Below are 18926 nucleotides of genomic sequence, written 5' to 3' on the forward strand. Positions count from 1 at the left end.
CTGACCAAGGTGGGCGCGGAGCGTTTCGGCGGCGAGTTCAAGGCGTACGACGCGATCGACGCGGCGCCGGAAGAGAAGGCGCGCGGCATCACGATTTCGACGGCGCACGTCGAGTACGAATCGGCGAACCGCCACTACGCGCACGTGGATTGCCCGGGCCACGCCGACTACGTGAAGAACATGATCACGGGTGCGGCGCAGATGGACGGCGCGATTCTGGTGTGCTCGGCCGCTGACGGCCCGATGCCGCAGACCCGCGAGCACATYCTGCTGTCGCGTCAGGTCGGCGTGCCGTACATCGTCGTGTTCCTGAACAAGGCCGACATGGTGGACGACGCCGAGCTGCTCGAGCTGGTCGAGATGGAAGTTCGCGAGCTGCTGACCAAGTACGAGTTCCCGGGCGACGACACCCCGATCATCCACGGTTCGGCCCGTCTGGCGCTGGAAGGCGACCAGTCGGAGATCGGCGTGCCGTCGATCCTGCGTCTGGTGGAYGCGCTGGACACGTTCATTCCGCAGCCGGAGCGCGCGATCGACAAGCCGTTCCTGATGCCGGTGGAAGACGTGTTCTCGATCTCGGGCCGCGGCACCGTGGTGACCGGTCGTATCGAGCGCGGCATCATCAAGGTGGGCGACGAAATCGAAATCGTCGGTATCCGTCCGACCCAGAAGACCACGGTCACGGGCGTGGAGATGTTCCGCAAGCTGCTGGACCAGGGTCAGGCGGGCGACAATGCCGGTCTGCTGCTGCGCGGCACCAAGCGTGACGACGTCGAGCGCGGCCAGGTGCTGGCCAAGCCGGGTTCGATCACCCCGCACACCGAGTTCGAAGCCGAAGTCTACGTGCTGTCGAAGGACGAAGGCGGCCGTCACACCCCGTTCTTCAAGGGTTACCGTCCGCAGTTCTACTTCCGCACGACCGACATCACCGGCGCGGTGACGCTGCCGGACGGCGTGGAGATGGTCATGCCGGGCGACAACATCAAGATGGTCGTGTCGCTGATCAACCCGGTGGCGATGGACGACGGCCTGCGCTTCGCGATCCGCGAAGGCGGTCGTACGGTCGGCGCCGGCGTGGTGGCGAAGATCATCAAGTNGCTGATCAACCCGGTGGCGATGGACGACGGCCTGCGCTTCGCGATCCGCGAAGGCGGTCGTACGGTCGGCGCCGGCGTGGTGGCGAAGATCATCAAGTGACCCTTTGACCCGGGCGCCTCTGGCGCCCGGCCTTGTCAAGGGGTCATTCCCGCGAAGGCGGGAATCCAGGTCGCCCGCGTAGTTCGGGCCCTGGCAGATCCAGTCTCACCGCAGCATGCAACACAGGAGCCGGGGTTCGCGCCCCGGCTCCGGGTCCTCCGGGCCGGCCCTTTCGGGGCGCCGACCCGGGCATCCGCCGCCGATCGGGCGGGGCGCTTGCGTCCCTCCCGGCAATACGGTTAGAATGCTCGACCACCGCGCCAGGTCTGTTAATTCAGGCCGGCACGACCAGCGAAATGAGGAGCAGGACGCACCTCGTATTCGCCAGACAGGGATATGTCGCACGGCAGCGCTCCGTACGTTCCGGGCCCTCGAGGCTTCCAAGGAACGCACACGGGGCCCTTCGTGCGTTCTGCTCAGTCTGGGCGGATCGGGAAACCGATCTGCCTTAGTTTTTTTCCAGGCAAGGAAGCTCCGGGGCGAGGGTGCTGCTCTGGAGTGTTTGCGTTTTCGTGGGGTTCGGCACACCCAGAAGCCGGCCCGTCGCTCTTTCAACCAAGGAATTCCGTCATGGCGGACCAAAAGATCCGGATTCGGCTGAAGGCGTACGATCATCGTTTGATCGACCGCTCGGCCAGCGAGATCGTCGAGACGGCTAAGCGGACCGGCGCGCAAGTGCGCGGCCCGATCCCGTTGCCGACCAAGATCGAGCGTTACACCGTTCTGGTTTCCCCGCACGTCGATAAGGACGCGCGCGACCAGTACGAGACCCGCACGCACAAGCGCGTGCTCGACATCGTCGACCCCAACGACAAGACCGTGGACGCGCTGATGAAGCTCGAACTCGCGGCTGGCGTCGACGTGCAGATCAAGCTGACCTGAGGCAAGCCACCATGACCGCGAAGAAATATTCGTTGGGCATCGTCGGCCGTAAGGCCGGCATGAGCCGCGTCTTCCTCGCCGACGGTAAGTCGGTGCCGGTGACGCTGATCGAAGCCACTCCGAACCGTATCACCCAAATCAAGACCACCGACACCGACGGCTACAGCGCCGTGCAGGTGACGGTCGGCGTGCGCCGCGCTGCGCTCGTCAACAAGCCGGAAGCCGGTCACCTCGCCAAGGCGAAGGTCGAAGCCGGTCGCGGCCTGTGGGAGCTGCGCGTGGAAGCCGACCAGATCGGCGCTTTCGAAGTGGGCGGCGAGATCAAGGCCGACATCTTCTCCGAAGGCCAGATCGTCGACGTCCAGGGCATCACCAAGGGCAAGGGCTTCCAGGGCACGATCAAGCGCTGGAATTTCCGCATGGGCGACGCGACGCACGGTAACTCGCTGTCGCACCGCTCGCCGGGTTCGATCGGCCAGCGCCAGACGCCAGGCCGCGTTTTCCCGGGCAAGAAGATGTCCGGTCACATGGGCGCCGTCCAGCAGAGCACGCAGGGCCTGGAAGTGGTCAAGGTCGACGCCGAGCGCGGCCTGATCGCCATCAAGGGCGCCGTGCCGGGCGCGCCGGGCGGCGACGTGATCGTCCGTCCGACGAGCAAGGGAGCATAACGATGGAACTTGCCATCAACGGTAGCGACAAGAAGCTGTCGGTTTCCGACGCCATCTTCGATCGCGAATTCAGCGAAGACCTGGTTCACCAGGTCGTTGTGGCCTACCGCAACGCGGGCCGCGCCGGCACCAAGGCGCAGAAGACGCGTTCGGAAGTCAACGGCACCACCAAGAAGTCGAAGAAGCAGAAGGGCGGCGGTGCGCGTCACGGCGCGCTGACGGCTCCGATCTTCGTCGGCGGCGGCGTGACCTTCGCGGCCAAGCCGCGCAGCTTCGCGCAGAAGGTCAACCGCAAGATGTACCGCGCAGCGATGGCTGCGATCCTGTCGGAGTTGAACCGTCAGGGCCGCATCACCGTCGTCGAGACGCTGGACATCGACTCGCCGAAGACCTCGGGCATGGTCGCCAAGCTGAAGTCGCTCGAAATGGGCCGTCGTCCGCTGCTCGTCACCGAGGAAGCCTCCGAGAACCTATACCTCTCGGCGCGCAACCTGCCTTACGTTGAAGTCCGCGACGTTCAGGGACTCGATCCGGTCGCCCTCGTCGGCGCCGATTCGATCGTGTTCACGACCGATGCGGTCAAGAAGATCGAGGAGTGGCTGGCATGAACGACGCCAAGCTCTACAGCATCATCCGTGCGCCGCGCGTGTCCGAAAAGACCGCGCGTCTGCAGGAAGTTTCCAACCAATACGTCTTCGAAGTCGCGACGGACGCTACCAAGGCCGACATCAAGGTCGCCGTGGAAAAGCTGTTCGACGTGAAGGTCGAGGCGGTGAATGTGGTCAACGTGAAGGGCAAGAACAAGGCCTTCAAGTTCCGCATGGGCCGTCGCGCCGACTGGCGTAAGGCGTACGTGAAGCTGGCCGCTGGCCAGTCGATCGACGTGATTGCCAAGCCCTGAGGAAAGACCCATGGCATTGATGACTTTCAAGCCCACTTCCCCCGGCCGCCGTAGCGCGGTCCGCGTGGTGACGCCGGGCCTGCATAAGGGCGCGCCGCACGCGGCGTTGGTCGAGAAGCAGAGCAAGAGCGGCGGCCGTAACCACCACGGTCGCATCACCACCCGTCACATCGGCGGTGGCCACAAGCAGCATTACCGCATCATCGACTTCAAGCGCGACAAGGTCGGCATTCCCGCCCGCGTCGAGCGGATCGAATACGATCCGAACCGCACCGCGCACATCGCGCTGCTGTGCTACGTCGATGGCGAGCGTCGTTACATCATCGCCCCCAAGGGCCTGAAGGACGGCGACCAGGTGATCGCGGGCCGCGACGCCCCGATCCGCGTCGGCAACACGCTGCCGCTGAGCAACATCCCGGTCGGCACCACCGTGTGCTGCGTCGAGATGAAGCCGGGCAAGGGCGCCCAGCTGGCCCGCGCGGCCGGCGCCAGCGCCTACCTGGTGGCTCGCGAGCAGGGCTACGCCACGCTGCGTCTTCGCTCCGGCGAAATGCGCAAGGTGCCGTCGGAATGCGGCGCCACGATCGGCGAAGTCGGCAACGACGAGCACAGCCTCGAGAAGCTCGGCAAGGCCGGCGCCAAGCGCTGGCGCGGTATCAAGCCGACCGTCCGCGGCGCGGCCATGAACCCGGTCGACCATCCGCACGGCGGTGGTGAGGCCAAGGCTGGCCAGGGCAACCCGCATCCGGTCACGCCGTGGGGCGTGCCGACCAAGGGTTACAAGACGCGTAAGAACAAGCGTACGCAGCAGTTCATCGTTCGCGATCGCAGGAGCTAATCGGCCATGGCACGTTCACTCAAAAAGGGTCCGTTCGTCGACCACCATCTCGCAAAGAAGGTGGAGACCGCGGGCAACAACAAGAAGCCGATCAAGACCTGGTCGCGTCGCTCGATGGTGCTGCCGGAGATGGTGGGTTTCACCATCGCGGTGCACAACGGCAAGAACCACATCCCGGTGTTGGTCAACGAAAATATGGTTGGCCACAAGCTTGGCGAATTCGCCCTGACCCGTACGTTTAAGGGTCACGGCGGCGACAAGAAGTCGGGCAAGTAAGGAGATGACCATGGAAGCGAAAGCCATCCTGCGCACCGCGCGCATCTCCCCGCAGAAGGCCCGCCTGGTCGCCGACCAGGTGCGCGGTCTGTCCGCCGAACGCGCCGTCAACCTGCTGAAGTTCTCGGATAAGAAGGCAGCTGCACTGATCCGCAAGGTCGTGGAGTCCGCCATCGCCAACGCCGAGAACAACCAGGGCGCCGACGTCGACGAGCTCAAGGTCAAGACCATCATGGTGGACGAGGGTCCCGCACTGAAGCGCTTCATGGCGCGTGCGAAGGGCCGCGGCACCCGCATCCTCAAGCGCACCAGCCACATTACTGTGGTTGTGGGCGCGGGCAAGTAAGGCGGAGTCAGACAATGGGTCATAAAGTTCATCCGACCGGTATCCGCCTTGGTATCTCCAAGGACTGGAACTCCAAGTGGTTCGCCGGCAAGAAGCAGTACGCCGAGTACCTGGCCGCCGATCTCAAGGTCCGCGAGATGCTTCGCAAGAAGCTCGCGCAGGCCGGTATCTCGAAGATCTTCATCGAGCGTCCGGCCAACAACGCCCGCGTCACGATCCACACCGCCCGTCCGGGCGTGGTGATCGGCAAGCGCGGCGAGGACATCGAGAAGCTGCGTAAGGAAGTCAGCGCGCTGATGGGCGTTCCGGCGCACATCAACGTGACCGAGGTCCGCAAGCCGGAACTCGACGCGCAGTTGGTCGCCGAGTCGATCGCTCAGCAGCTCGAGCGCCGCATCATGTTCCGTCGCGCGATGAAGCGCGCCGTGGGCAACGCGATGCGCCTGGGTGCCCTGGGCATCAAGGTCAACGTCGCCGGCCGTCTCAACGGCGCCGAGATCGCGCGTTCGGAGTGGTACCGCGAAGGCCGCGTGCCTCTGCACACCCTGCGCGCCGACATCGACTACGGCTTCGCTGAAGCCAAGACGACGTACGGCATCATCGGCATCAAAGTCTGGGTCTACCGCGGCGAAATCTTCGATTTCTCGCAGGTCGGCCAGGAAAAGCAGGACGATTCGCCGCGTAGCGATCGTGGTGACCGCGGCGACCGCGGCGACCGTAACGACCGTCCGGGCCGTCCTGCCCGCGAACAGAGGTAATCCGCCATGTTGCAACCCAAGCGAACCAAGTACCGCAAGGTACACAAGGGCCGCAATGAGGGCCTGAGCTGGAACGGCAATGCCGTCAGCTTCGGCGAATACGGCCTCAAGGCGACCGCACACGGCCAGCTGACCGCGCGTCAGATCGAAGCGGCTCGCCGCTCGATCAGCCGCTACGTCAAGCGCGGCGGCAAGATGTGGATCCGCGTGTTCCCGGACAAGCCGATCACCAAGAAGCCGATCGAAGTCCGAATGGGCTCCGGTAAGGGCAACGTCGAGTACTGGGTCGCTCAGATCCAGCCCGGTCGCATGATTTACGAGATCGAAGGTGTCGCAGAGGACGTCGCGCGCGAAGCGTTCCGTCTGGCGGCCGCCAAGCTCTCGGTGACCACCACTTTCGTTACCCGGACGGTGCGCTAATGGAACTCAAGCAACTGCGCGAGAAGTCGGCTGACGAGCTCAAGGCTCATCTGGTCGACCTGCACAAGGAGAGCTTCGCCCTCCGCATGCAGAAGGCCACCGGTCAGCTCGCTAAGACTCATGAGGCCCGCCGTGTTCGCCGCGAGATCGCTCGCGTGAACATGCTGCTGGGTCAGAAGAAGTAAGGACCCACGCCATGACCGACAACAACACAGAGAAGGCGCTGCGCACGGTTGAAGGCCGGGTCGTCAGCAACAAGATGGACAAGACCGTCACCGTGCTCGTCGAGCGTCAGGTCAAGCACGCGCTGTACGGCAAGTACATCCGTCGCTCGACCAAGCTCCACGCCCACGACGCCGAGAACGCCTGCAAAGAAGGCGACATCGTGCGAGTGAAGGAAATTGCGCCGATGTCGAAGACCAAGAACTGGAGCGTGGTTGAGATCGTCAGCCGCGTGGCCGAATAAGAGGAGGCTGAACCATGATCCAGATGCAAAGCTACCTCGCCGTGGCCGACAACTCCGGTGCTAAAGAAGTGATGTGCATCAAGGTGCTCGGCGGCTCCAAGCGCCGTTACGCGCACATTGGCGACATCATCAAGGTCACCGTCAAGGACGCGATCCCGCGCGGCAAGGTCAAGAAGGGCGACGTCTACGACGCCGTCGTGGTCCGTACCCGCAAGGGCGTTCGTCGCCCGGACGGTTCGCTGATCCGCTTCGATGGCAACGCTGCGGTGTTGCTCAACAACAAGCATGAGCCGATCGGCACCCGTATCTTCGGGCCCGTGACTCGCGAGCTGCGCTCGGAGAAGTTCATGAAGATCGTCTCGCTCGCGCCTGAAGTGCTCTGAGCGGAGGAACTAGACCATGAACCGTATCAAGAAGGGCGATCAGGTGATCGTCACCGCCGGCAAGGACAAGGGCAAGAAGGGCGACGTCGTGCGCGTTCTCGGCGACAAGGTCGTCGTGGCGAACATCAACATCGTCAAGCGCCACACCAAGCCGAATCCGCAGGCCAACCAGCCGGGCGGCGTGATCGAGCGCGAAGCGCCGATCCACATTTCCAACGTCATGCTGTTCAACCCGGCCACCGGCAAGGGCGAACGCATCGGTTTCAAGGTGCTGGAGGATGGACGCAAACTGCGTGTGTTCCGCTCCAGCGGTGAGGCGGTTGACGCCTGAGGAATGCTGAAATGACCACCCGGCTCGAAGAGTTCTACAAGAATGAAGTGGTTCCTGCGCTGACCGAGAAGTTCGGTTACAAGAACCCGATGGAAGTGCCGCGCCTGAGCAAGATCACGCTGAACATGGGCGTGGGCGAGGCTGCGACCAACAAGAAGATCCTGGAAAATGCCGTCGCCGACATGGCCAAGATCTCCGGCCAGAAGCCGATCGTGACGAAGACCCGCGTGTCGGTAGCTTCGTTCAAGATCCGCGACGGCTGGCCGATCGGCGCCAAGGTCACCCTGCGCCGCGCCAAGATGTACGAGTTCATGGACCGCCTGATCAACATCTCGCTGCCGCGCGTGCGCGACTTCCGCGGTGTCTCGGGTCGTTCGTTCGACGGCCGTGGCAACTACAACATGGGCGTCAAGGAACAGATCATCTTCCCGGAAATCGATTTCGACCAGGTCGACGCGCTGCGCGGCATGGACATCGCGATCACCACGACCGCGAAGACCGATGCCGAGGCCAAGGCCCTGCTCGAAGCCTTCCGCTTCCCGTTCCGCAACTGAGTCTAGGATTGAACTATGGCTAAGACCTCCATGATCAACCGCGACATCAAGCGGACCAAGCTGGTGAAGAAGTTCGCCGGCAAGCGTGATGCGCTGAAGAAGATCATCTCCAGCGACACCTCCTCCTACGAGGAGAAGCTGGAAGCCGCCGTGAAGCTGCAGAAGCTGCCGCGCGACTCCTCGCCGAGCCGCCAGCGCAACCGCTGCGCCCTGACCGGCCGTTCGCGCGGCGTCTACCAGAAGTTCGGCCTCGGCCGCAACAAGCTGCGTGAAGCCACCATGCGCGGCGACGTGCCTGGTCTTCGCAAGGCAAGCTGGTAAGATAGTCGGCTGTCCCAGCTGTACCGCCGCGGCCCTCGGGTCGCGGCGGCGCTGTTGAAAGTGTCGTAAACCGTTGTATCTATTACTGAAATTCGCAATCCCGCGGATATCGGTGCTACTCATAGGTGATATTCAATGAGCATGACTGATCCCATCGCCGACATGCTGGTCCGCATCAAGAATGCGGCGGCTGTTCGGAAGCAGACGGTGAAGATGCCGTCGTCCAAGGTGAAGGTGGCCATCGCCGCCGTTCTCAAGGACGAGGGCTACATCCTGGACTCGCGCGTGACCCAAACCACGCCGGGCAAGGCCGAACTCGAAATTTCGCTGAAGTACTACGAAGGCAAGCCGGTGATCGAGCGCCTCCAGCGCTACTCCCGTTCGGGCCTGCGCCAGTACCGCGGCAAGGAAGCGCTGCCCAAGGTCCTCGGCGGCCTGGGTATCGCCATCATCTCCACCTCGAAGGGCATCATGACCGATGCGCAGGCGCGCCAGCAGGGCGTCGGCGGTGAAGTCCTGTGCTTCGTGGCCTAAGGGAGGAATCGTAATGTCCCGAGTTGCCAAGAAGCCGGTCGCCCTCCCGAAGGGTGTCGAAGTGAACGTGCAGGCCGACAACGTCAGCGCCAAGGGCCCGAAGGGCACCTTGTCGATCGCGAAGCCGGCGGCCATCAACCTGCAGATCGAAAACGGCGAAGCCGTGTTCACCACCGAAGACGCCGCGCTGATCCCGTTGACGGGCACCCTGCGCGCGATCCTCGCGAACATGGTCAAGGGCGTCTCCGAAGGCTTCGAGCGCAAGCTCGAGCTGGTCGGCGTCGGCTACCGCGCCTCGATGCAGGGTCAGGACCTCAGCCTCGCGCTGGGTTTCTCGCACCCGGTGCTGTTCAAGGCTCCGGAAGGCATCACCATCGCTACCCCCACCCAGACCGAGATCGTGGTCCAGGGCGCGGACAAGCAGCGCGTCGGTGAAGTCGCCGCCAAGATTCGTGGTTTCCGTCCGCCGGAGCCCTACAAGGGCAAGGGCGTGAAGTACGCCGGCGAAGTCATCATCCGCAAGGAAGCCAAGAAGGCCTAAGGAACGCATCGCCCTCGCAGGGCCGTGCCGACCCCCCTTCAGCTTTCGGAGATCAGAACATGAACAAGAACATTTCCCGCCTGCGTCGCGCCAAGTCCACCCGCGCGCACATCCGCGAACTCGGCGTGCCGCGCCTGTCGGTGCTGCGCACCGGTCAGCACCTGTACGCCCAGGTCTTCACCGCCGACGGCTCCAAGGTCCTGGCTGCCGCCTCGACCGTGCAGGCCGACGTCAAGGAAGGCCTGAAGAACGGCAAGAACGCCGAGGCCGCCGTCAAGGTCGGTCACGCGATCGCCGCCAAGGCCAAGGCCGCCGGCATCGAGAAGGTCGCGTTCGACCGTTCGGGCTACCGCTACCACGGTCGCATCAAGGCTCTGGCCGATGCGGCGCGCGAAGGCGGCCTGAAGTTCTAAGGCTTGAAGGCGAGGGGATTCGTCCCCACGCCTGAACCAGACAACTGCCGGCGCGGTCTGCGCCGGGCGTCAGGACGGGTTCCCGTCCTGATCGCGGCACCCGATGCATATCACAACCATAAGCGGCGACGCCGCAAATCCCATAAACCTACGAGATATCGAAATGGCTGAAGAACAGCGTGCACCGCGGGGTCGTGATCGCGACCGTAACCGCGAAGAGATCGACGACGGCATGATCGAGAAGCTGATCGCGGTCAACCGCGTCAGCAAGACCGTCAAGGGCGGTCGCCAGTTCACCTTCACCGCGCTGACGGTGGTGGGCGACGGCAACGGCAAGGTCGGCTTCGGCTACGGCAAGGCGCGCGAAGTGCCGGTCGCGATCCAGAAGTCGATGGAATACGCCCGCAAGGCGATGAACAACGTCGATCTGAACAACGGCACCTTGTGGCACGCCGTGAAGTCGGGCCACGGCGCGGCGCATGTGTTCATGCAGCCGGCGTCGGAAGGTACCGGCGTGATCGCCGGCGGCGCGATGCGCGCTGTGCTGGAAGCGGTCGGCGTCAAGAACGTGCTGGCCAAGGCCACCGGTTCGCGTAACCCGATCAACCTGGTTCGCGCCACGCTGAAGGGTCTGACCGGCATGCATTCGCCGGCCAAGATCGCGGCCAAGCGCGGCAAGAAGGTGGAGGATCTCAACCATGGCTAAGGCTGCTAACAAGCCGGTCGAAGGCGGCACCGTCACGGTGCGCCTCGTCAAGGGTCTGCGTGGCTGCCAGTCGCGTCACCGTTTGTCGGTGAAGGCGCTGGGCCTGAACAAGCTCAACGACGTGCGGACGCTGAAGGACAGCCCGCAGGTTCGTGGCCTGATCAACACGGTCCATTACCTGGTTCAGGTCGAGGGCTAAGGAGAACATCATGCGTCTCAATACACTCAAGCCGGCTGACGGCGCCCGCGAAGACCGCAAGCGCGTCGGTCGCGGTATCGGTTCCGGCCTCGGCAAGACCGCCGGCCGCGGCCACAAGGGTTCGTTCGCTCGTTCGGGCAAGGGCAAGATCAAGGCCGGCTTCGAAGGCGGTCAGACCCCGATGCAGCGTCGCCTGCCGAAGATCGGCTTCCGCTCCAAGACCAAGAAGGACACCGCCGAAGTGCTGTCCTACCAGTTGGACAAGCTGGAAGCCGGCGAGATCGATTTCGCCAAGCTGCTGGCGGCCAAGCTGGTTCCGACCACGGCCAAGCAGGCGAAGATCGTGAAGAAGGGCGAGCTGAACAAGGCGTTCGTGCTCAAGGGCGTGCTGGCCACGGCCGGTGCTAAGGCCGCTATCGAAGCGGCCGGCGGCAAGGTCGAGGAGTAAGCGATACATGGCGCGGAGCAGCAACGCGATGGCCGGTCTCGGCGGCGGTCTCGGTAAGTTCACCGAGCTCCGCCAACGTCTGCTGTTCGTAGTCGGCGCATTGATCGTCTACCGCATCGGTTGCTACATCCCGGTGCCGGGCGTCAATCCCGAGGCGATGCTCAAGCTCATGGAATCGCAGAAGGGCACGATCGTGGACATGTTCAACATGTTCTCGGGCGGCGCCCTTCACCGTTTCAGCCTGTTCGCGCTGAACGTGATGCCGTACATCTCGGCGTCGATCATCGTGCAGCTGCTGGTGCAGATCGTGCCCAGCCTGAAGGCCATCCAGAAGGAAGGCGAGTCGGGCCGGCGCAAGATCAACCAGTGGTCGCGCATGGGTGCGATCCCCCTGGCCGTGTTCCAGGCCTGGGGTATCGCGACGGCCTTGCAGGCCGGCGGCGCGAGCCAGGGCATCCCGGTGGTCTACAACCCGGGTCCGGGCTTCATCCTGACCGCGGTGATCGCGTTGACCGCGGGCACCATGTTCCTGATGTGGATCGGCGAGCAGGTGACCGAGCGCGGCATCGGCAACGGCGTGTCGTTGATCATCTTCGCCGGCATCGTCGCGGGCCTGCCCGCAGCGGTGATCACGATGTTCACCCAGATCAACGACGGCACCATGAACCCCATGACCGCGATCGCGGTGGTGGCCATCGTGGTGGTGTTCACCTACCTGGTGGTGTTCGTCGAGCGTGGCCAGCGGCGGATCACGGTCAATTACGCCCGTCGTCAGGGCGGCCGTAACGCCTACATGAACCAGTCGTCGTTCCTGCCGTTGAAGCTCAACATGTCCGGCGTGATCCCGGCCATCTTCGCCTCGAGCATCGTGATGTTCCCGGCGACGGCGGCCACCTGGTTCAGCCAGAGCAGCTCGGCCACCTGGCTGCAGCGGGTCAGCCAGTGGCTGAACCCGGGCGAGCCGCTGCATATGATCCTGTATGCGGCCCTGATCATCGGTTTCGCCTTCTTCTATACGGCGCTGGTGTTCAACTCGCAGGAAACGGCCGACAATCTGAAGAAGTCGGGCGCGCTGATTCCGGGCATCCGCCCGGGCAAGGCGACGGCCGACTATGTCGACGGCGTGCTGACCCGCCTCACGGCGGCCGGCGCGGCTTATCTGGTGATCGTCTGTCTCCTCCCGGAGATCATGCGCACCCAACTGGGCACCTCGTTCTACTTCGGCGGCACTTCGTTGCTGATCGTGGTGGTGGTGGTGATGGATTTCATCGCTCAAATCCAGGCTCATCTGATGTCCCATCAGTACGAGAGCCTGTTGAAGAAGGCGAACTTGAAGGGCGGCTCGCGCGGCGGTCTCGCGCGCGGGTGAGCCAGGGCCATTCCGCGCGCCAGAGTAGCGCGCGGGGCGAGCAGGGCGGGATCGCCCTGTTCAGCCAGTCCTGGTTCGTCGCCGGAGCATGGGCACACTCCCCATGCCGTGGTTCCGTGGCACCCCTGGGTGCCGCGGGGCTTCCTATTAACCCGAGACCTTGTTAAAATTTCCAGTTCACTCCGCCGGGATTAATCCGTCTCGGCCGCCAAACTCAGTTGGAGATCGCGTTATGGCGCGTATTGCGGGCGTCAATTTGCCTGCCCAGAAGCATGTCTGGGTCGGTTTGCAAAGCATTTTCGGCATCGGCCGTACCCGTTCGAAGAAGGTCTGCGATGCCGCAGGCGTGAATTCTTCGACCAAGATCCGTGACCTGTCCGAGCCGGAAGTCGAGCGCCTGCGCGCCGAAGTCGGTAAGTACGTGGTCGAAGGCGACCTGCGTCGCGAGGTCGGTATCGCTATCAAGCGTCTGATGGACCTGGGCTGCTACCGCGGCCTGCGTCACCGCCGCGGCTTGCCGCTGCGCGGTCAGCGCACGCGTACCAATGCACGTACCCGTAAGGGTCCGCGCAAGGCCATCAGGAAGTAAGGGGTAGACCATGGCTAAGCCGGCAGCTGCAAAAACCAAGAAGAAGATCAAGCGCGTCGTCACCGACGGCATCGCCCACGTCCACGCTTCTTTCAACAACACGATCATCACGATCACCGACCGCCAGGGCAACGCGCTCTCGTGGGCGACTTCGGGCGGCGCGGGTTTCCGCGGCTCGCGTAAGTCGACCCCGTTCGCCGCTCAGGTCGCCGCCGAAAAGGCAGGCCGTGCTGCGCTCGACTACGGCGTGAAGTCGCTGGAAGTGCGCATCAAGGGTCCGGGTCCGGGCCGTGAGTCCGCCGTTCGTTCTTTGAACAACGTCGGTTACAAGATCATGAACATCATCGACGTGACGCCTATCCCGCACAACGGGTGCCGTCCGCCGAAGAAGCGTCGCGTCTGAGGAGCTGAAGAAAAATGGCTCGTTATATCGGTCCCACCTGTAAGCTCGCTCGTCGCGAAGGCGCCGACCTCGGCTTGAAGTCGTCCGCTCGTGCACTCGATTCGAAGTGCAAGCTCGAGCAGAAGCCCGGCCAACACGGCCCCACCGCCCGCAAGGGCAAGCTGTCCGACTACGCCACCCAGCTTCGCGAGAAGCAGAAGGTCAAGCGTATTTACGGTCTGCTGGAACGTCAGTTCCGCAACTACTACAAGAAGGCTTCGACCAAGAAGGGCAACACCGGCGAAAACCTGCTGCAGCTCCTGGAGACGCGTCTCGACAACGTGATCTACCGCATGGGCTTCGCGGTCACCCGTCCGGCCGCTCGTCAGTTGGTCTCGCACCGCGGCGTTACGGTTAACGGCAAGTCCGTCAATCTGCCGTCCTACCAGGTCAAGGCCGGCGACGCGATCGCGTTGTCCGAGCGGGCCCAGAAGCAGCTGCGCGTGCAGGAATCCCTGACCGTGGCCTCGCAGATGGACCTCTCGCCGTCCTGGGTCGAGGTCGACAGCAAGAAGTTCAGCGGTGTGTTCAAGGCTGTGCCGGATCGTGCCGATCTGCCGGCCGATATCAACGAAGCGCTGATCGTCGAGCTGTACTCGAAGTAATTATCTTTTGAAGCCCCGGTTCGCCGGGGCCTCGCAGGAGACACCGAAACATGACGGTTACCGCCAACCAGGTACTGCGTCCGCGCGGTCCCCAGATCGAACGCCTTGCCGGCAATCGCGCCAAGGTCGTGATCGAGCCGCTGGAACGCGGCTACGGCCACACCCTCGGCAATGCGCTGCGCCGTGTGCTGCTGTCTTCGATCCCGGGTTTCGCCATCACCGAAGTCGAAATCGATGGCGTGCTCCACGAGTACACCACCGTTGAAGGTCTCGAAGAGGACGTGCTTGAAGTCCTGTTGAACCTCAAGGACGTCGCCATCCGCATGCACACCGGCGACGCTTCCACGCTGTCGCTGGCCAAGCAGGGTCCTGGCATCGTCACCGCCGGCGACATCAAGACCGACCACAACGTCGAAATCTTGAACACCGAGCACGTGATCTGCCACCTGACCAAGGACACGGCGATCAACATGCGTCTGAAGATCGAGCGTGGCTTCGGCTATCAGCCGGCCGCCGCGCGCCGTCGTCCGGACGAAGAAACCCGCACCATCGGCCGCCTGATGCTGGATGCCAGCTTCTCGCCGGTCCGTCGCGTCGCCTATGCCGTCGAAGCCGCGCGCGTCGAACAGCGTACCGACCTCGACAAGCTGGTGCTGGACATCGAAACCAACGGCACGATCGACGCCGAGGAAGCCGTGCGCACCGCCGCCGACATCCTCACCGATCAGCTGTCGGTGTTCGGCGATTTCACCCACCGCGACCGCGGTGCGGCGAAGCCGGCCACCAGCGGCATCGATCCGATCCTGCTGCGTCCGATCGACGACCTCGAGCTCACCGTTCGTTCGGCCAACTGCCTCAAGGCCGAGAGCATCTACTACGTCGGCGATCTGATCCAGAAGACCGAAGTCGAGCTGCTCAAGACCCCGAACCTGGGCAAGAAGTCGCTCACCGAGATCAAGGAAGTGCTGGCTCAGCGCGGCCTGTCCCTCGGCATGAAGCTGGAAAACTGGCCGCCGGCCGGGATCGCCCAGCACGGCATGATGGGCTGAGCCCCAGCCTCGCTCGCGCGGCACTGCCGCGCGGCTGGGGCGAACGCCCGACGCGCTGCGTCGGGCAGGGGAGCGACAAGGGTCCACGCCGAAGCTAGCCGAAGCGTGGACGCTTGATCCATCGGCAGTATCGCAACACCGCAACACGCAACACAGACGTCGACGGGCCGCAGGCCCGCGACGATGCCCGATCAGGACGAACGGGCTCGGACCATCCGCAGTCCATGCAACAACGCCATGAAGGCGACAGCGAACCTCAATAGCGACACCATTCATCAGGAATCACGACCATGCGCCACCAGAAATCCGGACGTAAGTTCAGCCGCACCAGTGCCCATCGCGATGCGATGTTCACCAACATGGCTGCGTCCCTCATCAAGCACGGCCTCATCCGCACCACCCTGCCCAAGGCCAAGGAACTGCGCCGCGTCGCAGAGCCGCTGATCACCTTGGCCAAGGTCGACGGCGTCGCCAACCGCCGCCTTGCCTTCTCGCGCCTGCGCGACAAGGAAGCCGTGGGCACGCTGTTCACGACCCTGGGTCCGCGCTATCAGGCGCGTCCGGGCGGTTATCTGCGCATCCTCAAGTGCGGTTTCCGCGCTGGCGACAATGCGCCGATGGCCTACGTCGAGCTGGTCGACCGTCCCGAAGCCACCGAGTAAACGACGGCGCGGAGATCGATCCGCAGCGATACCTCGCAACGTCGCGCCAGCGGCGATGCGAGCGAGAGCCCCGGCCCAGGCCGGGGCTTTTGCGTTCTGGCGACGGTTACGACAGCAACGGTTTCGCGGGCAACGAAAGGCAACTTTTGCCGCCTGTCGGAGTCTTCTGACGACATAACCGAACCGGCGCCGCTGCCCGCTAGGCACGGCGCTGCCCACGACGTAAGGTGACCACATGACCGCCAGTCCATTTTCCGCCTCGTTCCGCGTCCAATACCTGCTCGGCTTCCTGGCCTGCGCGGGCCTGCTGGGCTACGCCTTCTACCTGCAATTGCACGACGGCCTGGAGCCGTGCCCGCTGTGCATCTTCCAGCGCGTGGCCTTCTTCGCGCTCGGCTTGGTGTTCCTGATCGGCGCGATCCACGGCCCCAAGGGCGCGCGCGGCCGCAAGACCTACGGCGTGTTCGCGCTGCTGGCCGCGCTGGGCGGCATCCTGGTGGCCGGCAATCACGTCCGCCTGCAGCACCTGCCGCCGGACCAGGTTCCGGCGTGCGGCCCGGGCCTGGACTACATGCTCGAGGCCATGCCGATCGCCGGCGTGATCCGCAAGGTCATGACCGGTTCCGGCGAATGCGCCGCGGTCGACTGGACCTTCCTGGGCCTGGCCATGCCGGCCTGGAGCCTGATCTGCTTCCTGGTGTTGGCCGCCTGGGCCGCCTACGCCGCGTTCCGCAAGCGCGTTACCGTTTGATCGCCGACGCGTCCTGCGCGCGTCCTTCGCAATTCGTACCGCAACCACTGGATCCAAGGAAATGAGCGCCACCGACCGCAACCTCCGAGCCGTCAATCTGCCAGCCAACTGGACGCCCACGTCCTGGCGCGAGCGCACCGCGCTGCAGTTGCCGACCTATCCGGACGCGGCCGAACTCGCCGACGCCCTGCAGGAACTGCGCAACCTGCCGCCGCTGGTGACCTCGTGGGAGATCCTCGCGCTAAAGCAGCAGCTGGCCGAGGCCCAGGAGGGCAAGCGCTTCCTGCTGCAGGGCGGCGACTGCGCCGAGAGCTTCGATCAGTGCTCCTCGGACGTGATTTCCAACCGGCTCAAGGTGCTGCTGCAGATGAGCCTGGTGCTGGTGCACGGCATGCGCAAGCCGGTGGTGCGGGTCGGGCGTTTCGCCGGCCAGTACGCCAAGCCGCGTTCGGCCGACACCGAGACCATCGGCGACGTGACCCTGCCCAGCTACCGCGGCGACATGGTCAACGCGCCGGCCTTCACCGAGGCCGCGCGCCGCCCCGATCCGCGCCGCATGATCAAGGCGCATGCGCGCTCGGCGATGACGATGAACTTCGTGCGCGCCCTGATCGACGGCGGTTTCGCCGACCTGCATCACCCCGAGTACTGGAACCTGAACTGGGTCGGGCATTCGCCGCTCGCCGACGAGTACCGGCGCATGGTCAATGCGATCGGCGATGCGGTGCGCTTCATGGAGACCCTGTCGGGCTCGGAAGTGCACAACCTCAACCGGGTCGACTTCTACACCTCGCACGAAGCCCTGCTGCTGCCCTACGAAGAGTCGCTGACCCGGCAGGTGCCGCGCCACTGGGGCTACTTCAACCTCAGCACCCATTACCCCTGGATCGGCATGCGCACCGCCGCCGCCGACGGCGCCCATGCCGAATACTTCCGCGGCATCCGCAATCCGATCGCGCTCAAGGTCGGTCCCTCGGTTACGTCGGATCAGTTGCTGCGCACGATCGACCTGCTCAACCCCGAGGACGAGCCGGGCCGCCTGAGCTTCATCCATCGCATGGGCGCGGGCACGATCGCCGACAAGCTGCCGCCGCTGCTGGACGCCGTGCGCCGCGACGGCCGCCGCGTGCTGTGGGTCTGCGATCCGATGCACGGCAACACCGAGAGTACCAGCAACGGCTACAAGACCCGCCGCTTCCGCAACATCCGCAGCGAGATCGAGCAGGCCTTCGAGCTGCATGCCGCGGCCGGCACCCGCCTGGGCGGCGTGCATCTGGAGCTGACCGGCGAGGACGTGACCGAATGCCTGGGCGGCGCACGCGAGCTGACCGAGAGCGATCTGGAACGCGCCTACCACTCCACCGTCGATCCGCGCCTGAACTACGAGCAGGCGCTGGAAGTGGCGATGCTGATCGTGCGCAAGCAGGCGCAGATCGCCGCGCCGGCCTGAGCCCGACGGCTAGACCAGAACCGGCTGCGATACGCCGCCGGTTCTGGTCTTACTTGGCCCGACGCTTGCCGACACGGGACCTCGAATGACGCAGGAGCGCGCCAACCGCTGGCTGATCGCGGCCGGCCTCGGCAGCGCCTTGGCGGCGCTGCTGCACCTGGGCTGCATCGCGTTCGGCGCGCCCTGGTACCGGTTCTTCGGCGCCGGCGAGCGGATGGCGCAGCTGGCGATCGCGGGCAGTCCGTATCCGGCCGTGGTCACCCTGCTGATCGCGAGCATCCTCACGATCTGGGCCCTGTACGCGCTGTCCGGCGCGGGTGCGATCCGGCGTCTGCCCTTGTTGCGCAGTGCTTTGTGCGCGATCACCGCGGTCTATCTGTTGCGCGGCGTGATCGCGCTGCCGTTCGTCGCGCAAATGCCGGAGCGCAGCCCGGCGTTCTGGTACTGGAGTTCGGCGATCTGCTTCGTCCTGGGCGCGTTGCATCTGATCGGCCTGCGCCAGGCCTGGGCGCACCTGTCGGCCAGTCGCAGCGTGCGGTGAACCGTGTCGTTCGCGCAGCCGCCCGCTCGTAGCGAGATGGCGATGGTGCGGTTATCACCGCACCCTACGAGTCCGAGAGGCCGTCTGTGGGATGTGGTGAGCGCAGCGAACCGCGTCGTTCGCGCAGCCGCCCGCTCGTAGTGAGATGGCGATGGTGCGGTTATCACCGCATCCTACGAATCCGAGAGGCCGGCCGTAGGATGTGGTGAGCGCAGCGAACCGCATCGTCGCGTAGCCACGCGCATTGGACGAGACGGCGGTGGCGCGGTTACATCGCCGCAGCCAA

At 64.5% G+C, this 18926-nt stretch carries 31 protein-coding genes; all 31 read left to right on the plus strand.

The genetic code is table 11. The features are described 5' to 3' along the window. A partial coding sequence (gene tuf / locus ASE35_RS00005; protein WP_235569970.1) for an elongation factor Tu occupies positions 1-1096 on the plus strand: 1096 nt, incomplete at both ends. Positions 1097-1767: 671 nt separating this feature from the next. Beyond that, positions 1768-2079: a 30S ribosomal protein S10 gene (rpsJ, locus tag ASE35_RS00010; protein ID WP_022968186.1), complete on the plus strand. Its 312-nt coding sequence runs from the start codon at positions 1768-1770 to the stop codon at positions 2077-2079. Between the two features lie 11 nt (positions 2080-2090). Then, complete coding sequence (gene rplC, locus ASE35_RS00015; RefSeq protein ID WP_056172304.1) at positions 2091-2747, plus strand: 50S ribosomal protein L3; 657 nt, start codon at positions 2091-2093, stop codon at positions 2745-2747. A gap of 2 nt (positions 2748-2749) precedes the next feature. After that, entirely contained in the window at positions 2750-3355 is a 606-nt protein-coding gene (rplD, locus tag ASE35_RS00020) for a 50S ribosomal protein L4 (RefSeq protein WP_055902318.1), read from the plus strand. Continuing rightward, positions 3352-3648 (plus strand): 50S ribosomal protein L23, encoded by a 297-nt coding sequence (rplW, locus tag ASE35_RS00025; protein ID WP_056172307.1) that lies wholly within the window; start codon positions 3352-3354, stop codon positions 3646-3648. Before rplD ends, rplW begins: the two co-directional genes overlap by 4 nt. Before the next feature lie 10 nt (positions 3649-3658). Beyond that, the gene (gene rplB / locus ASE35_RS00030) at positions 3659-4486 is read left to right on the plus strand and encodes a 50S ribosomal protein L2 (RefSeq protein WP_055902324.1); all 828 of its coding nucleotides are present in this window, start codon (positions 3659-3661) and stop codon (positions 4484-4486) included. 6 nt (positions 4487-4492) lie between these two features. Beyond that, positions 4493-4762 carry a 30S ribosomal protein S19 gene (rpsS, locus tag ASE35_RS00035; RefSeq protein ID WP_056172311.1) on the plus strand — a complete coding sequence of 90 codons (270 nt, stop codon included), beginning with the start codon at positions 4493-4495 and terminating at the stop codon, positions 4760-4762. Positions 4763-4772: 10 nt separating this feature from the next. After that, a complete protein-coding gene (rplV, locus tag ASE35_RS00040) occupies positions 4773-5108 on the plus strand; it encodes a 50S ribosomal protein L22 (protein WP_056176302.1) in 336 nt (111 codons plus the stop codon). Between the two features lie 14 nt (positions 5109-5122). Beyond that, complete coding sequence (gene rpsC, locus ASE35_RS00045; RefSeq protein WP_056172314.1) at positions 5123-5866, plus strand: 30S ribosomal protein S3; 744 nt, start codon at positions 5123-5125, stop codon at positions 5864-5866. Positions 5867-5872: 6 nt separating this feature from the next. After that, complete coding sequence (gene rplP / locus ASE35_RS00050; RefSeq protein WP_055902334.1) at positions 5873-6286, plus strand: 50S ribosomal protein L16; 414 nt, start codon at positions 5873-5875, stop codon at positions 6284-6286. After that, positions 6286-6471 carry a 50S ribosomal protein L29 gene (gene rpmC, locus ASE35_RS00055; RefSeq protein WP_056172318.1) on the plus strand — a complete coding sequence of 62 codons (186 nt, stop codon included), beginning with the start codon at positions 6286-6288 and terminating at the stop codon, positions 6469-6471. The genes rplP and rpmC overlap by 1 nt, the downstream gene beginning before the upstream one ends. An 11-nt stretch (positions 6472-6482) precedes the next feature. Continuing rightward, on the plus strand, positions 6483-6752 hold the full coding sequence (gene rpsQ / locus ASE35_RS00060) for a 30S ribosomal protein S17 (protein WP_055902341.1): 270 nt from the start codon (positions 6483-6485) through the stop codon (positions 6750-6752). Positions 6753-6766: 14 nt separating this feature from the next. Continuing rightward, the gene (rplN, locus tag ASE35_RS00065) at positions 6767-7135 is read left to right on the plus strand and encodes a 50S ribosomal protein L14 (protein ID WP_056172322.1); all 369 of its coding nucleotides are present in this window, start codon (positions 6767-6769) and stop codon (positions 7133-7135) included. 16 nt (positions 7136-7151) lie between these two features. After that, positions 7152-7466 (plus strand): 50S ribosomal protein L24, encoded by a 315-nt coding sequence (gene rplX / locus ASE35_RS00070; RefSeq protein WP_056172324.1) that lies wholly within the window; start codon positions 7152-7154, stop codon positions 7464-7466. Positions 7467-7477: 11 nt separating this feature from the next. Continuing rightward, the gene (gene rplE / locus ASE35_RS00075; RefSeq protein WP_056172328.1) at positions 7478-8020 is read left to right on the plus strand and encodes a 50S ribosomal protein L5; all 543 of its coding nucleotides are present in this window, start codon (positions 7478-7480) and stop codon (positions 8018-8020) included. Positions 8021-8035: 15 nt separating this feature from the next. Beyond that, positions 8036-8341: a 30S ribosomal protein S14 gene (gene rpsN, locus ASE35_RS00080; RefSeq protein WP_057162614.1), complete on the plus strand. Its 306-nt coding sequence runs from the start codon at positions 8036-8038 to the stop codon at positions 8339-8341. A 135-nt stretch (positions 8342-8476) separates the two neighbouring features. Then, positions 8477-8875 (plus strand): 30S ribosomal protein S8, encoded by a 399-nt coding sequence (rpsH, locus tag ASE35_RS00085; protein ID WP_056172334.1) that lies wholly within the window; start codon positions 8477-8479, stop codon positions 8873-8875. A 13-nt stretch (positions 8876-8888) separates the two neighbouring features. Then, a complete protein-coding gene (rplF, locus tag ASE35_RS00090) occupies positions 8889-9416 on the plus strand; it encodes a 50S ribosomal protein L6 (RefSeq protein WP_056172337.1) in 528 nt (175 codons plus the stop codon). Between the two features lie 59 nt (positions 9417-9475). Then, positions 9476-9829: a 50S ribosomal protein L18 gene (rplR, locus tag ASE35_RS00095; protein ID WP_056172342.1), complete on the plus strand. Its 354-nt coding sequence runs from the start codon at positions 9476-9478 to the stop codon at positions 9827-9829. 163 nt (positions 9830-9992) lie between these two features. Then, on the plus strand, positions 9993-10535 hold the full coding sequence (rpsE, locus tag ASE35_RS00100) for a 30S ribosomal protein S5 (protein WP_055902361.1): 543 nt from the start codon (positions 9993-9995) through the stop codon (positions 10533-10535). After that, on the plus strand, positions 10528-10734 hold the full coding sequence (gene rpmD, locus ASE35_RS00105) for a 50S ribosomal protein L30 (RefSeq protein ID WP_036111762.1): 207 nt from the start codon (positions 10528-10530) through the stop codon (positions 10732-10734). The genes rpsE and rpmD overlap by 8 nt, the downstream gene beginning before the upstream one ends. A 10-nt stretch (positions 10735-10744) precedes the next feature. Continuing rightward, complete coding sequence (gene rplO, locus ASE35_RS00110; RefSeq protein ID WP_056172345.1) at positions 10745-11182, plus strand: 50S ribosomal protein L15; 438 nt, start codon at positions 10745-10747, stop codon at positions 11180-11182. A 7-nt stretch (positions 11183-11189) separates the two neighbouring features. Then, a complete protein-coding gene (gene secY / locus ASE35_RS00115) occupies positions 11190-12551 on the plus strand; it encodes a preprotein translocase subunit SecY (protein WP_056172348.1) in 1362 nt (453 codons plus the stop codon). A gap of 232 nt (positions 12552-12783) precedes the next feature. Further along, positions 12784-13140 (plus strand): 30S ribosomal protein S13, encoded by a 357-nt coding sequence (gene rpsM / locus ASE35_RS00120; protein ID WP_056172351.1) that lies wholly within the window; start codon positions 12784-12786, stop codon positions 13138-13140. A 10-nt stretch (positions 13141-13150) separates the two neighbouring features. After that, positions 13151-13543, plus strand: a complete 393-nt coding sequence (gene rpsK, locus ASE35_RS00125) for a 30S ribosomal protein S11 (RefSeq protein WP_055902370.1) — start codon at positions 13151-13153, stop codon at positions 13541-13543. Positions 13544-13557: 14 nt separating this feature from the next. Then, complete coding sequence (gene rpsD / locus ASE35_RS00130; protein ID WP_055902372.1) at positions 13558-14187, plus strand: 30S ribosomal protein S4; 630 nt, start codon at positions 13558-13560, stop codon at positions 14185-14187. 50 nt (positions 14188-14237) lie between these two features. Next, positions 14238-15236, plus strand: coding sequence for a DNA-directed RNA polymerase subunit alpha (rpoA, locus tag ASE35_RS00135; protein ID WP_055902375.1), 999 nt, complete (start codon positions 14238-14240; stop codon positions 15234-15236). 290 nt (positions 15237-15526) lie between these two features. Further along, entirely contained in the window at positions 15527-15898 is a 372-nt protein-coding gene (gene rplQ, locus ASE35_RS00140) for a 50S ribosomal protein L17 (protein ID WP_057162615.1), read from the plus strand. 235 nt (positions 15899-16133) lie between these two features. Beyond that, positions 16134-16649: a disulfide bond formation protein B gene (locus ASE35_RS00145; RefSeq protein ID WP_057159993.1), complete on the plus strand. Its 516-nt coding sequence runs from the start codon at positions 16134-16136 to the stop codon at positions 16647-16649. 61 nt (positions 16650-16710) lie between these two features. Continuing rightward, complete coding sequence (locus tag ASE35_RS00150) at positions 16711-18099, plus strand: 3-deoxy-7-phosphoheptulonate synthase class II (RefSeq protein WP_056172358.1); 1389 nt, start codon at positions 16711-16713, stop codon at positions 18097-18099. 85 nt (positions 18100-18184) lie between these two features. After that, the gene (locus ASE35_RS00155) at positions 18185-18640 is read left to right on the plus strand and encodes a hypothetical protein (protein WP_057162616.1); all 456 of its coding nucleotides are present in this window, start codon (positions 18185-18187) and stop codon (positions 18638-18640) included. Positions 18641-18926: the final 286 nt, after the last annotated feature.

The organism is Lysobacter sp. Root916, assembly GCF_001429785.1.
Lineage (GTDB): Bacteria > Pseudomonadota > Gammaproteobacteria > Xanthomonadales > Xanthomonadaceae > Lysobacter.